Below are 13,797 nucleotides of genomic sequence, written 5' to 3' on the forward strand. Positions count from 1 at the left end.
GGCATTCGCACCACAATGATCAGAAACAGGAGAACGGCAAAGCCGATCAGAATAACGGACATAAGGAGATACCGCCTCGGTTAGTCTTTACTCTGGAACAGGATGCGGTAGACACCATAGGTAATCATACCCGCCGCTGTGGCCCAGCTCATGATCGCGATGTACTGCACGATGTACCCCGTAGGCATCGCCAGAAACTCGGTCACTACACCACGACGAATGGAGCGTTCACCCAGTTCGAAGATACGCAGCGCCAGGAAGTACAGCGAGGTGGACATCACCAGCGCGGCAAACAGCGACAGCGCCTTGACGACCTTGGAGCCCAGGAAGCGGTCCAGCAGATCAACCACGATATGACCGCCGCGCCAGGTAATCACCGGCATGGCCGCAAATACCATCACCGCCAGACCGATCTCGGTCAGCTCGGTGCCGCCATGCAGCGGACTGTTGAAGAGGTAACGCCCGACCACGTCGACACAGGTCAACGCCATCAGGGTAAACAGCACTAATGAAGATACAGCCTCGAGGAAAAAGGCCAGCCACTTGACTGGCCCCTTCTCGTCATAGTGCTCATTGAACCAGGCACTGAATGACATGGATTACTCCTGCTTCTGAGCTTCGTACTCGCGAGCAATGGTGCGCAGCTCTTCCAGAGCGGCAGCAGCATCGACACCACGGTCAGCTACACTGTCGATCCAGGCCTGATCCATGCCTTTGATCATTTCGCGGAATTCCAGCGTCATCGGGTCGTTCGGACCCAGCTCCTTGATGGTGACACCCGCAGCGCGCGCCGCTTCAAAGCCTTCCACATCAGCCTGATCCCAGGCGCGACCAGCCAGTGCAGACAGCTTAGCACCGGATACACTCAGGATAGCCTCAGCATCCTTCGGATCCAGGTCTTCCAGGAAGTAAGGGTCAATAAACATGGAGAAGCTGCCCAGGTACAGACCACCCGGGAATACAGTCAGGTTCGGAGCGACTTCGTGCAGACGCAGAGACTTCTGCTCAGTGACCGGCATGAACACACCGTCGATCACACCCTGCTGCATCATTTCGTATACCTTGGAACCCGGTGCGGCTACCGGCGTAATTTCCATACGCTCGCCCAGCTCGGTCTGAACACCACCGCCGATGCGGATCTTCTTGCCCTTGAGGTCATCGAAGCTATTGATCGGGTCGATGGTATGCAGCTGGCCCGGACCGTGAGTCAGGGTTGCCAGCAGTTGCAGGCCTTCAAATTCATTGGCGTCAGCGAAGTACTTTTCCTGAACTTCCCACAGGGCAACGGAGGCTGCTTCAGCGCTCACATTCAGACCCGGCAGCTCAACCGCTACCGGCAGTTTAAAACGACCCGGACCATAACCGTGGTAGCTCCAGCCAGCGTTGATTACGCCATCTTCAACCAGCTGGAAGTAGGTTTTGGGGTGGCCTACATCCTGCTCGATTTTCACTTTGACGCGACCTTCGGTCGCTTCTTCTACCCACTCGGCCCAGGTCGGCCAAACGATAGCATTCATCGGGTTGCCCGGCGGCTGCCAGGTACCCACGATCAGAGTCGTCTCAGCCGAGGCAGTTGCTGAGGCAGTCATACCCAGGGCCAGGGCTGCTGCGCCGGCCAGAGATTTGATCATTTTTTTCACGGTGATCTCCACTTGAAAGAGTCTGTTGCTACAGTCGGATGTGCCGGTTGCCGGCTTATTATTAATCTGCCCGGTCCGGGGAGACCGGGCAGGCTGTCGACCAGTGTCCCTGTCGGGCCTAGTCCTTTTTAAACAGCGGATGAATATTGTTCTTGTTGAACTTGAGTACCGGGTCCAGCTCGGTCATCTCAAACGAGATCTGGACATAGCTTTCATCCGTGATGGGCTTCATCCAGTCGCACAGGATCTTGAACACCTGCTCGGCCACTTCTTTCTTAAGTTCCATATCTCGGCCGTGGCCGATCTTCAGGCTCAAGTTCAGGTAAGCGAAATCTTCGCGGCCATCCGCAACACGAAAGTCATCGCAGCGGATTGCGCGGCTGCGAACACCACCGATGGGGAACGCACCGGTCGATACCACGTACTCGTGCAGGTCTTTGAACAGCGCCTGAAAGTCCAAGCGGTCATGCAGATTGCCAGAATAATCAACAACGAAATGCGGCATCTTGTGTACTCCCCTGAGTTCGGACACCACTGATAGAGGGGTGCCGATGTGGTTACAGAACGTGGTTGCGGAAAGGCAAACGCACGAAATCTAATTAACATATTAACTTTTGTCAACAGACTGTCATCTTACCGTGATGGGTCTATAAAGATTAGTACGCATCAAAAAGTGGTGCCCTGAGTGACCGGGTATTGACTTAGTTAAGATGTTAACTAAAATGCAAAGCAGATGATCGGCACCCTCCCCTGTCAGCGTGTTAAGAACGACAGCCGGCCGGGTCGCCATGAACAAACACAGACAAGAAGAAGGTACGTCTCGCATGTTGACCAAAGAGCAGATCAAGGCCGCCGCGGATCGCCTGTACGAAGCAGAAGTAAACCGTAAGCAGATTCCGGCGCTGACTCTGGAGCACCAGGACATGACCATGGCGGATGCCTACGCCGTGCAGAAAGCCTGGGTAGATCGCAAGATCGAAGATGGCCGCAAGGTTATCGGCTACAAGATCGGCCTCACCTCCCGTGCCATGCAGATGTCCTCCAACATCGACGAGCCCGACTACGGTGTCCTGCTGGACGACATGCTGTTTGACGATGGTGCCACCATCAAGGCGTCCGACTTCCTGGATCCGCGTATCGAAGTTGAACTGGCCTTCGTACTGAAGAAGCCGCTGTTCGGCGAAAACGTCACTATTTTCGACGTTATCGATGCCACCGACTATGTCATCCCGTCACTGGAACTGATCGCTGCACGCTGCCTGCGTACCGATCCGGAAACCGGTTACACCCGCAAGGTATACGACACCATCTCTGATAACGCGGCCAACGCCGGCATCGTGATGGGTGGTCGCCCGATCAAGCCGATGGATATCGACCTGCGCTGGGCCGGCTGCATGCTGTACCTGAATGGCCAGATCGAAGAGACCGGCCTGGCCGGCGGCGTTCTGGGCAACCCGCTGAAAGGCATCACCTGGGTGTGTAAGCGTTTCGCTCCGCACGGCATCGGCCTGGAGCCGGGCCAGGTCATCCTGTCCGGTTCCTTCACCCGTCCGGTACCGGTTAAAGCAGGCGATACCGTTCACGCCGACTTCGGCAGCCTGGGTGGCGTCACCCTGAACTTCGAATAATCGATCACTGGAGCTATTCGAATGGAACTGCCAAAAAACCGTTTCAAACAGGGCCTGGCCACTGGCGAAACCCAGTACGGTCTCTGGTTGGGTCTGCCGGACAACAGCGCCGCTGAAATTGCCGCCGTTGCCGGTTTCGACTGGCTGCTGATCGATGGCGAACACGCCCCCTTCGATCTGCGTACCATCATGAGCCACCTGCAGGCCATCGCCCCGTACGACACCGCACCGATCGTGCGCTGTGTTGAAGGCGACACGGCCCTGATCAAGCAGCTGCTGGACATCGGCGTTCAGACGCTGCTGGTTCCGATGGTGGAAACTGCCGAACAGGCGGCCCAGCTGGTTCAGGCCGTCCGCTATCCGCCGCAGGGCATCCGTGGTCTGGGTACATCCCTGGCCCGCGCAGCGCGCTGGAACCAGGTACCGGGTTACCTGAAAAAGGCCAACGATGAAATCTGCCTGATCGTACAGGTGGAAACCGCCAGCGCCATGGAAAACCTGGACGCCATTCTGGAAGTTGAAGGCGTTGATGGCGTGTTCATCGGACCGTCAGACCTGTCTGCTTCCATGGGTTATATCGGCGATGCCGGTAACCCGGTGGTAGTCGAGACCATTAACAAAGGTCTCAACAAGATTCGCGATGCCGGCAAGTACGCCGGTCTCCTCTGCCTGGACCCGTCCCTGGCAGAAACCTACGTCCAGCAGGGTGCCAACTTCGTGGGTGTCGGTGTCGACACCATGATCCTGGCCAACGAAACCCGCAAGCTGGCACAGCGCTTTAAACAGGGCGCTCCGGTTGAAGACGAAAAGCCTCAGGCCGGTTACTGATCCGGTCATAACAAGAGAAGGTTAATCATGACTGCAAACACTCTGGTCAACAGCAAGCTGGTCTGCGTCGCGCTGAACGACAAGGCTCAGCTGGCTGCCCTGGATGGGACATTCAACGAAGCCCCGTACAAGAAGCCGCCGACTCAGCCGGTGCTCTACTACAAGCCGCGCAACACCTGGAGTGTTGACGGTGCTGAAGTCGAGTGGGCCAAGGACTTCGACGGTAACGACGTAGCGGCCATGGCCGTAGGCGCCAGCCTGGGCGTGGTGATCGGCAAGGAAACCTGCCGTGTATCCGCTGATGAAGCGCTGGACTACGTTGGCGGTTACACCATCGTAAGCGACTTCTCCCTGCCGGAAGAGAGCTACTACCGCCCGGACATCAAGGGCAAGTGCCTGGATACATCTGCCCCGGTAGGCCCTGAAATCGTCACGGCCGACAAGGTTGCCAACCCGAACGCACTGACCGTCACTGTCAGCGTAAATGGCGAACAGAAGAGCGTATTTGAACTGGCCAACATGGAGCGCAGCATTGCCGAGCTGATCAGCATCATCTCGCGCATCATGACCCTGCAGGCCGGTGAAATCATCGCGGTCGGCTTTGCCGGTGACCGTGTAGCCGTTGCCAAGGGTGACAAGGTTGAAGCAAGCATCGAGGGTGTCGGCACCCTGAACAACACGCTGGGAGGTGCCTGAGCCATGAGACACGCACGTATCGTATTTGACGGCCGCGAGCTGGACATCGACATTGACCCCAACGACCGCATCACCACTTCCGAAGGTGAAGTGCTGGACGTGGCGCTGGACTCTGACCAGATCACCTGGCTGCCGCCGGTCAAAGCACCGGGCACCATCTTCGCACTGGGCATCAACTACGCGGATCACGCCAGCGAACTGGCATTCGAGCCGCCGAAAGAGCCGCTGGTGTTTATCAAACACGCCAACACGCTGACCGGCCACAAGCAGGTGAGCTACCGTCCGGACGGCATCGAATACCAGCACTACGAGTGCGAACTGGTTGCGGTGATCGGCAAAACCGGCAAGAACATCAAGCGTGAAGACGCGCTGGATTACGTTGCCGGCTACACTGTGTGTAACGACTTCGCCATCCGCGACTACCTGGAAAACTACTACCGCCCCAACCTGCGCGTGAAGAGCCGTGACTCTCTGTTGCCGATGGGCCCCTGGATTGTCGATACCGCTGACATCCCTGATGCCAACGCACTGAAGCTGACCACCACCGTGAACGGCAAGGTGACTCAGGACGGTAGCACCAAAGACATGATCTTTGACGTGCCTTTCGTGATCGAATACCTGAGCAAAATCATGACCCTGAACCCGGGTGACATGATCTGCACCGGTACACCGCACGGCATCGTTGACTGCCAGCCGGGCGACACCATCGTGTGCTCCATTGAAGATGTCTGCTCACTTGAGACCCGCATGGTCAGCGAGCAGGAATTCTACGGCGACAAATACTGAGAATAAGACCCGTCCCGGGCGCCAGGCCTCGACCGGCCCCGGGATCCAAACCAAACGGGAGAAGCATCATGAGCGATACTCTGGACACCAACCTGGAACGCGCACAGAAATACCTGGAGCGCTTCAAGAACAACACTACCGGCCACTACATCAACGGTGAATTCACCCTTGGTAACGGCGGTAGCGAGTACGACAACTACACGCCGACCAACAACAGCTCTATCGGTAAAGTCATGGCCGGCTCTGTTGCCGACATGGACGCCGCCTGTGAAGCCGCTGAAAATGCGTTTGAAGAATGGTCTTCCATGCCGGGTGCCGAGCGCAAGCGTCTGCTGAACAAATTCGCTGACCGTCTGGTTGAGCGCGCTGACGAGATCGCCCTGGTTGAGTCCATGGACTGCGGTCAGGCGATCCGCTTCATGAAGCAGGCCGCTATCCGTGGCGCTGCCAACTTCCGCTTCTTCGCTGACAAGGCACCTGAAGCGCAGAATGGTCTGGCCCTGCACCAGGACGAGCACACCAACTACACCGTCCGTAAAGCGATCGGTCCGGTTGGCATCATCACGCCGTGGAACACGCCGTTCATGCTGTCCACCTGGAAAATTGCTCCGGCGCTGGCTGCAGGCTGTACTGTTGTTCACAAGCCGGCTGAACTGACCCCGCTGAGCGCCTACATCCTGGCCGAAATCGCGGACGAAGTCCTGCCCAAGGGCGTGTGGAACATGGTTAACGGTTTCGGCGAAACAGCCGGCAAGCGCATGACCGAGCACCCGGCCATCAAAGCCGTTGCCCTGGTTGGCGAATCTGCCACCGGTTCTCACATCATGCGTCAGGGTGCTGACACCCTGAAGCGCATGCACTTCGAGCTGGGCGGCAAGAACCCGGTTATCGTATTTGACGATGCCGACTTCGAACGTGCCCTGGATGCTGTTGTCTTCATGATCTACAGCCTGAACGGCCAGCGTTGCACCTCCTCCAGCCGTCTGCTGATCCAGAGCGGTATCCGTGACAAGTTCATGGCAGCCCTGGAACAGCGTGTACGCAACCTGAAGGTTGGTCACTCTCTGGATCCGAACACCGAAGTAGGCCCGCTGGTTGCCACAGAGCACTACAACAAGGTACTGAGCTACTTCGACATCGCCAAAGAAGACGGCGCCAATGTTGCAGTAGGCGGCAAGCGTATCGAAGAAGCCCGTGGCAACATTGATCCGGCTGGCAACTACCTGGAGCCGACCCTGTTCACCGGTGCCAACAACAAGATGCGCATCGCTCAGGAAGAGATCTTTGGTCCGGTTCTGACCGCTATCACCTTCGACACCGAAGAAGAAGCGATCGCGATTGCCAACGACACCCAGTACGGCCTGTCCGGTTACATCTGGACCGAGAACACCGGCCGCGCCATGCGCATGGCCAAGCACGTCGAAGCCGGCATGCTGTGGGTGAACTCCGAGAACAACCGTAACCTGCCGTCTCCGTTCGGTGGTATCAAGATGTCCGGTATCGGTCGGGATGGTGGCGACTGGAGCTTCGACTTCTACATGGAAACCAAGAACGTCTGCATCGCGCACGGTACTCACAAGGTACCGCAGCTCGGCAAAGGCTGATTTATCTGCTTACCCTGGCAGAACCTGCCGGAGGGCGTGCATCAGCACGTCGCTCCGGCCCCTTCCTTTATTCTTCCCCGCATCTGCTATAGTCGCCTCATGAGCGAACATTCCCACAGTGAATGGATTCCCAACATTATTCTGGGACAGGATTACGACCGTCGATATCTCGATGCGCCGATCCACTATGACGTGCTGGAAAACCTGGCCGACTTCTATGGTCGTGATATGCCTGTGCACCGTCACGCCCAGTATCTGCAGATGCATTACATTGACCGCGGTGAAATCAGTTTCCATATCGATGACCGGATCTATCACGCCGAGGGGCCGGCACTGCTGCTGACACCGCCGTCCGTTCCTCACTCATTTCTGACCGAAAACAGCGCACGGGGGCACGTGCTCACCATTCACCAGTCGCTCGCCTGGCAGTTGCTGCGCGACGGCCTGCAGGAAGAGATGGATACCGAGTTCAACCGGGGCCTGTGTATCGTGCGCGACGAGCTGGAAGATGATCAACGCCAGCAATGGCCGCTGATCACCCAGACCCTGCGGAATATCAAGGTAGAGTGGTATCGCGAGCGCCTGGCCAAGCGTCTGACGCTGCACACACTGGTCAGGCTGTTGCTGATCCAGATCTCACGCCTCTCTCCCAAGGAAGCTGAAACCACCTCGCTAAACAATGATGACCTGCGCATCTTCCGCCGTTTCTCGGACTTGATTGAGGAACACTACCGGGAGCACCTGCACCTGCCCGAATACACCCGTGAGCTGGGAATATCCGAAAGCCGGCTGCACCAGATCTGCCAGAAGGTGTCCAACCGTTCACCCAAAAAGCTGATTCACGACCGCATCATTCAGGAAACCAAGCGCCTGCTGGTGTTTACCGAGCATTCCAGCAACGATATCTGTTATCAGCTGGGCTTCAGCGACCCGGCCTATTTTTCCCGTTTCTTCAAACGGCTCACAGGCCTCACGGCACAGCAGTTTCGGCAGCGACACAAGAAAGACAACTGGACTACTAGTTAACATATTAATAAAATAGCGGTATGACTACTTCCGCCCAGTCCCGTATCGCGCTTCTGTGTACCCGCAACGCCCTGTCAGGCCTGCTGATTTTCGCCACCCTGTGCATGGCTCTGCTGGATACCTTTGATCTTGCCAATCTCACCGAGCCGGCAACGTTGACGGCCTGGGCTTTTGTCGCACTTGAGTTTGGCCGCCTGACGTCCAAACAGCGCCTGCCCATCTATTTACTGCTGGGTGCCGGCGTGGTCTTCGCTACCTGGAGCTGGTTTGCAGGCGTGCCCTTGCACCCGCTCGACCTGTTGGGCGAACACCTGAAACTGGCCATGCTGCTTGCCGCGGTCAACTTTATCCGCCTGAGCACCCAGCTACAGAGCAACACCGGCAACCCGGGCCTGGGCAGCTTTCTCACCACCCTGGGTGGCATGCACCTGCTTTCCTCCGTAGCCAACTTCTCTTCCATGCTGCTGGTCGGAGAGCAACTCAAGCGCAAGCAGACGCTGTCACCGCTCTCCAGCATGATTCTGGCACGGGGCTTCAGCCTGGCCGTACTCTGGTCGCCCTTCCTCAGCATTTTGCCGCTGACCCTTGAGCAAGTGCCGGGTACCCAGCTGTATAACATTCTGCCGTTCACCCTGGGGCTGTCGCTGTTCGGGCTGGCCTATACCTTGCTCGATGCACGCTTCCGTCATGAGCGTGAACTGGATGCATACCAGGGCTACCCGATGACCTCCGGCACTCTTTTGCTGCCTCTGACCCTGATTGTCGCCATCCTGATAGTCAGCGCATTGCAGCCGGATCTGCCCACGGTGGGCGTCGTGGCCCTGATGGCGCTGCTGACCCCACTGCTGTTGCTGACTCTGAAACAGGGGCCAGGGGAAGCCGCGCAGCGGTTCGGCAGCCACATTGTCGAACGTCTTGCAGATACACGTGGCGAAATAAGCCTGTTCCTCAGTGCCGGCTTTCTGGCAGCGGCTGTAAAAGCATGCCTCAGCGCGGGCCTGTTCAGCTTGCCATTTACCTATACCAGCCCGGGCGTTGCGGTCTTTGTCCTCTGGACCATCACCATCCTGGCACATATGGGTATCCACCAGTTTGCCCTGGTCGCCATCTTTGCCGGCATGCTGGCTGATGTCACCACGGCCCCCACACAGATGGCCATCGCCTACATTGTCGCCACCTCAGCCTCCATGTCCGGTAGCCTGTTCAGTGGTGTAAACTTCATACTACAGGCTCGCTTCAATTGTTCAGGACGCGGCATACTGCGTACGAACCTGCCCTATACTCTGGTTATGCTGCTTGCAGCCACCGTGCTGATCTATATGATGCACTACTTGGGTATCCACTGAAGCCCTGTCATCCAAACAGAAAATATTGAATCCATGCGTAAATACGAAGACTCCATCCCGCTTAAACTGCTCAAGGCCCGCGAAGTCACCATGGCCTTCTTCCGCCCTGTCCTGCAGGAAATACCGCTGACCGAGCAGCAATGGCGAGTCATTCGTGCCCTGGATGAATATGAAGAGCTGGAATCCAAACAGCTGGCTGAGCTCTGCTGTATCCTCAGCCCGAGCCTGACCGGCATCATCAGCCGGCTGGAGCAGCAGGGCTACATCCAGCGTCGCCGCTCGCCGGAAGACCAGCGCCGCGTGCTGATCAGCCTGACCGAAGAGGCAAAAGAGATGTTTGCCCGCATCAGCCCGACGCTGCAGGAAACCTACCAGGAGATCACGCGCCAGTTCTCGCCCGAGAGCATGGAGCAGCTGGACAAACTGCTGAACAAGCTCTGCCAGATCAAACCCTGACACCCGTCAATAATCCCGCCTTTTGTTAAACGACGCCCCTTTCGGGGAGTCGTTGACATTAGATAACATGTTAACTAGCATTAGTTAACATGTTAACGAAGTGCGAACACTATTCGGATTGATCTGTTTGCCCCCAGGCAAGCCTCATTGCCTCCCAGACCAGATCCGCCAACCCTTAAGAAAAAGAAGGTGTGACCATGGGCGAAATCGTACTAGCTGCAAAAATTACACATGTCCCGACCATGCTGCTGTCCGAGCAACCGGGGAAACTGCAGGGCTGCCGCCAACAGGCAATCGATGGCCAGCGTGAAATCATGCGTCGTGCACGTGAAGCCGGTGCCGATACCGTGATTGTGCTGGATACCCACTGGCTGGTGAACGCGGGCTACCATATCAACAGCAACTCCCGCTTCAAGGGTTCCTTTACCAGTCACGAATTTCCGCACTTCATCCAGAACCTGGAATACGACTACCGCGGCAACCCGGAACTGGGTGATGCCATCGCGGCAAAAGCGACCGAAAAAGGCGTGTTCACCCTGTCGCACCAGGTGGATACCCTGGACCTGGAATACGGCACCCTGGTACCCATGCACTTCATGGAACCGGGCGACATGCCGATCGTATCCATTGCAGGCTGGTGCACCGTGCACAGCATCGAATCGTCACGCAAGCTGGGTGAAGCGATCACCGAGGCCGTGAAAGAGAGCGATGCCAAGGTACTGCTGCTGGCGTCCGGCTCCCTGTCGCACAAGATCTGGGAAAACGATCTGTACGAAGCCAACAACGGCACTTTCACCATCTCCCGCGAGTTCAACCGCCAGGTCGACCTGCGTGTACTGGAACTCTGGCAGAACGGTGAGATCGATACCTTCCTGAAGATGCTGCCGGAATACGCCGAGTACTGCTGTGGTGAAGGCGGCATGCACGATACAGCCATGCTGTTCGGTGCACTGGGTTGGGACAAGTACACCGGCAAGGGCGAGCTGCTGGGCGAATATTTCCCTAGCTCCGGCACCGGTCAGGCCAACGTTATTTTCCCGATCGACTAAATTAACAACGACCTCCGGCTTCGGCTGGAGGTCAATACAAATAAACAGTAATCCAACACTAACAAGCAGGCGGAGACAGATCTCATGCTGCAAGCATCCTATCCTTACTATCTGGCCAACGAAGCTCAGGCACCGAACCAGGATCTGGCGGTGACCGACAAGTTCAGTGGCGAAGTCGCAACCCGTGTTGCCATGGCAGACGCTGCGGCCATCGACCAGGCCATCGCAGCCGCTGACGCTGCAGCCGAGCCGATGCGCAAGATTCCGGCGTACAAGCGTCAGGAAATCCTGTACTACTGCGTCAAGCGTTTTGAAGAGCGCGCCGAGGAACTGGCCGTTGCCCTGTGCATCGAAGCCGGCAAGCCGATCAAGGATGCTCGCGGTGAAGTTACCCGTCTGATCGACACCTTCCGCATTGCGGCGGAAGAAGCTACCCGCATCGGTGGTGAAGTCGTGCCCATGGATATCAGCCCCCGTGCCGAAGGCTACACCGGCATGTGGAAGCGCGTACCCATCGGTCCCTGCTCTTTCATTTCACCGTTCAACTTCCCGCTGAACCTGGCTGCGCACAAGGTGGCACCGGCCATCGCTGCAGGCTGCCCGTTCATCCTCAAGCCTGCCAGCCTGACGCCGATCGGTGCCATCATCATCGGTGAAATCCTGGCCGAGACCGATCTGCCCAAGGGCGCGTTCTCTATCCTGCCGTGCCACCGTGACGGTGCCGACCTGTTCACGACCGACGACCGCCTGAAACTGCTGAGCTTCACCGGTTCTCCGGATGTTGGCTGGCAGCTGAAAGCCAAGGCCGGCAAGAAGCCTGTCGTACTGGAACTGGGTGGCAACGCGGCCTGCGTGGTTGACGAAGGCACTGACATTGACGATGCCGTTGCCCGTATCGTATTCGGCGCTTACTACCAGTCTGGCCAGAGCTGTATCAGCGTTCAGCGCATCATGGTGCACGAAGCCCACTACGACGAAGTCCGCGAGAAGCTGGCTAAGGCTGTAAACGGCCTGGTTCACGGTGATCCGAAAGACGAAAACACCTTTATCGGCCCGATGATCTCCGAGAAGGAAGCGACCCGTCTGCACAACTGGGTACTGGAAGCGAAAGAATCCGGTGCCACCGTCCTGGCCGGTGGCGAGCGTGAAGGCGCCATGCTGCAGGCGACTCTGCTGGCTGACGTGGATGCCGACCAGAACGTCTGCACCCAGGAAGCCTTCGGTCCGGTTGCCATCCTGTCCAAGTTCAGCGATTTCGATGCTGCGCTGGAAGAGGTCAACAACTCTGACTTCGGTCTGCAGGCCGGTATCTTCACCCGTGACATCTACAAGATCCAGAAAGCCTGGGACGAGCTGGAAGTCGGCGGCGTTGTCATCGGTGACGTGCCGTCCTGGCGTGTGGACCACATGCCGTACGGCGGCGTGAAGGACAGCGGTCTGGGTCGTGAAGGCGTTCGTTACGCCATCGAAGACATGACCGAGCTGCGCCTGCTGGTCGTTCGCGATCCCAAGTAAGCGATGAAAACCACGCCCGCTCTACCTCTGCTGGTCGCCATTGCCATGGCGAGTCCGCTGGCACTCAATGCGTTTGTGCCGGCAATGCCGGATGCTGCGCGGGCGTTGAATGCTGATATCAGCACTATTCAGCTGACCTTTACCGCCTATCTTCTCACCCTGGCGTTTGGTCAGCTGATTTCAGGGCCTCTGGCCGATTACTTCGGTCGCCGCCCTGTGCTGCTGGTTGGACTCGGCCTGCATGTAGCCGGCAGCTGCCTGGCGGCCTCGGCCGATGGCGTGATGCTGCTGGTTGCCGGACGTGTGCTTCAGGCACTGGGAGGCAGTACCGCCATGGTGCTGGCCCGTACCATTATTCTGGATGTACACGGCCGTGCCGGTGCCGCCGGTCGCATGGGATATGTGGTGATGGCCATTGCCATCGCCCAGTCCATCGCGCCTGCACTGGGAGGCTATATCAACCTCTGGGGCGGCTGGAACGCCATCTTCTACCTGTCGATTCTGATGGGTGGGCTGGTGTGGCTGCTGGCCCTGCGCCTGCTGCCTGAAACCTGTGCCGAACGCAGTGATAACCTGCGCTTGGGGCGGGTTTTGCGCAGTTATGGCGGCGTGCTTGGCTCCGGTCAGTACCTGGGTTACGCCCTTTCCACCACGTTTATTGCCACGGCCTTTTACCTGTTTGTCGGCAGTGCGCCCTATATCGTGGTGGACCAGCTGGGCGGCGACTCCGCTGACTTTGGTACCTGGTTCCTGGCGGTGTCGTTGGCATTCATGCTGGGCAGTTTCTGCTCCACCCGACTGGCCAGCCGTTTCAATGTGGACCAGATGGTGCTGCTGGGGAACGGTCTGTCCCTGCTGGGTGCCGCTGCACTGGTTGTATTGGCCTGGTGGGAGGCTTTGAGCTTTGCCAGCCTGTTTCTGCCGATGGCGCTGGTCACCTTTGGCCGCGGACTGAGCCAACCCAACGCTCAATCGGCCGCCATCAGCTGTGCTCCAGGCGCCGCTGCGACCGCATCGGGCCTGATGGGGTTCATTCAGCTGCTTACCGGTGCGGCCATTGCTCAGCTGGTACCTTCGCTGATGCAACTGGGGCTGACCACGCTGTTCAGCTGCATCCTGCTGGCGCCGCTACTGGCATTAGCCGCGCACTGGCATGCTCGCCAAAAGGCCGAGGTGACCGCATGAGTCGACAAATCAGCCATTCTCAACATACAGTTTCTAAA

14 protein-coding genes are annotated in these 13,797 nt (G+C 57.8%); 11 read left to right on the top strand and 3 right to left on the bottom strand.

Features of this window, described 5'->3' with window-relative positions:
- Nucleotides 1-80 precede the first annotated feature (80 nt).
- The 3 genes from BW956_RS02120 to BW956_RS02130 form a co-directional block, all read right to left on the bottom strand.
- Nucleotides 81-596: a TRAP transporter small permease gene (locus BW956_RS02120; RefSeq protein ID WP_010324208.1), complete on the bottom strand. Its 516-nt coding sequence runs from the start codon at nucleotides 594-596 to the stop codon at nucleotides 81-83.
- 3 nt (nucleotides 597-599) lie between these two features.
- Nucleotides 600-1,631, bottom strand: coding sequence for a TRAP transporter substrate-binding protein (locus BW956_RS02125; protein ID WP_040886328.1), 1,032 nt, complete (start codon nucleotides 1,629-1,631; stop codon nucleotides 600-602).
- Nucleotides 1,632-1,758: 127 nt separating this feature from the next.
- The gene (locus BW956_RS02130) at nucleotides 1,759-2,145 is read right to left on the bottom strand and encodes a 5-carboxymethyl-2-hydroxymuconate Delta-isomerase (protein WP_076460423.1); all 387 of its coding nucleotides are present in this window, start codon (nucleotides 2,143-2,145) and stop codon (nucleotides 1,759-1,761) included.
- A 319-nt stretch (nucleotides 2,146-2,464) separates the two neighbouring features.
- Between BW956_RS02130 and hpaH the strand changes: the two genes are divergently transcribed.
- The 11 genes from hpaH (at nucleotide 2,465) to BW956_RS02185 (ending at nucleotide 13,759) form a co-directional block, all read left to right on the top strand.
- Nucleotides 2,465-3,268, top strand: a complete 804-nt coding sequence (gene hpaH, locus BW956_RS02135) for a 2-oxo-hept-4-ene-1,7-dioate hydratase (RefSeq protein ID WP_010324205.1) — start codon at nucleotides 2,465-2,467, stop codon at nucleotides 3,266-3,268.
- A gap of 21 nt (nucleotides 3,269-3,289) precedes the next feature.
- Complete coding sequence (gene hpaI, locus BW956_RS02140) at nucleotides 3,290-4,096, top strand: 4-hydroxy-2-oxoheptanedioate aldolase (RefSeq protein WP_010324204.1); 807 nt, start codon at nucleotides 3,290-3,292, stop codon at nucleotides 4,094-4,096.
- Nucleotides 4,097-4,123: 27 nt separating this feature from the next.
- Nucleotides 4,124-4,792 carry a fumarylacetoacetate hydrolase family protein gene (locus tag BW956_RS02145; protein ID WP_076460425.1) on the top strand — a complete coding sequence of 223 codons (669 nt, stop codon included), beginning with the start codon at nucleotides 4,124-4,126 and terminating at the stop codon, nucleotides 4,790-4,792.
- A gap of 3 nt (nucleotides 4,793-4,795) precedes the next feature.
- Nucleotides 4,796-5,578: a fumarylacetoacetate hydrolase family protein gene (locus BW956_RS02150; protein WP_076460426.1), complete on the top strand. Its 783-nt coding sequence runs from the start codon at nucleotides 4,796-4,798 to the stop codon at nucleotides 5,576-5,578.
- A 68-nt stretch (nucleotides 5,579-5,646) separates the two neighbouring features.
- Nucleotides 5,647-7,182, top strand: coding sequence for a 5-carboxymethyl-2-hydroxymuconate semialdehyde dehydrogenase (hpaE, locus tag BW956_RS02155; RefSeq protein ID WP_076460428.1), 1,536 nt, complete (start codon nucleotides 5,647-5,649; stop codon nucleotides 7,180-7,182).
- Between the two features lie 99 nt (nucleotides 7,183-7,281).
- On the top strand, nucleotides 7,282-8,208 hold the full coding sequence (gene hpaA, locus BW956_RS02160) for a 4-hydroxyphenylacetate catabolism regulatory protein HpaA (RefSeq protein WP_010324200.1): 927 nt from the start codon (nucleotides 7,282-7,284) through the stop codon (nucleotides 8,206-8,208).
- Between the two features lie 20 nt (nucleotides 8,209-8,228).
- Entirely contained in the window at nucleotides 8,229-9,554 is a 1,326-nt protein-coding gene (locus BW956_RS02165; RefSeq protein WP_076460430.1) for a hypothetical protein, read from the top strand.
- Nucleotides 9,555-9,587: 33 nt separating this feature from the next.
- On the top strand, nucleotides 9,588-10,010 hold the full coding sequence (hpaR, locus tag BW956_RS02170) for a homoprotocatechuate degradation operon regulator HpaR (RefSeq protein WP_076460432.1): 423 nt from the start codon (nucleotides 9,588-9,590) through the stop codon (nucleotides 10,008-10,010).
- A 197-nt stretch (nucleotides 10,011-10,207) separates the two neighbouring features.
- Nucleotides 10,208-11,059, top strand: coding sequence for a 3,4-dihydroxyphenylacetate 2,3-dioxygenase (gene hpaD / locus BW956_RS02175; protein WP_076460433.1), 852 nt, complete (start codon nucleotides 10,208-10,210; stop codon nucleotides 11,057-11,059).
- A gap of 84 nt (nucleotides 11,060-11,143) precedes the next feature.
- Entirely contained in the window at nucleotides 11,144-12,574 is a 1,431-nt protein-coding gene (locus BW956_RS02180; protein WP_076460435.1) for an aldehyde dehydrogenase family protein, read from the top strand.
- 3 nt (nucleotides 12,575-12,577) lie between these two features.
- Nucleotides 12,578-13,759, top strand: coding sequence for a multidrug effflux MFS transporter (locus tag BW956_RS02185; protein ID WP_076460436.1), 1,182 nt, complete (start codon nucleotides 12,578-12,580; stop codon nucleotides 13,757-13,759).
- The last annotated feature ends 38 nt before the right edge of the window (nucleotides 13,760-13,797 follow it).

The sequence above is a fragment of the Marinobacterium stanieri genome, from assembly GCF_900155945.1.
GTDB classification, from domain to species: Bacteria; Pseudomonadota; Gammaproteobacteria; order Pseudomonadales; family Balneatricaceae; genus Marinobacterium; species Marinobacterium stanieri.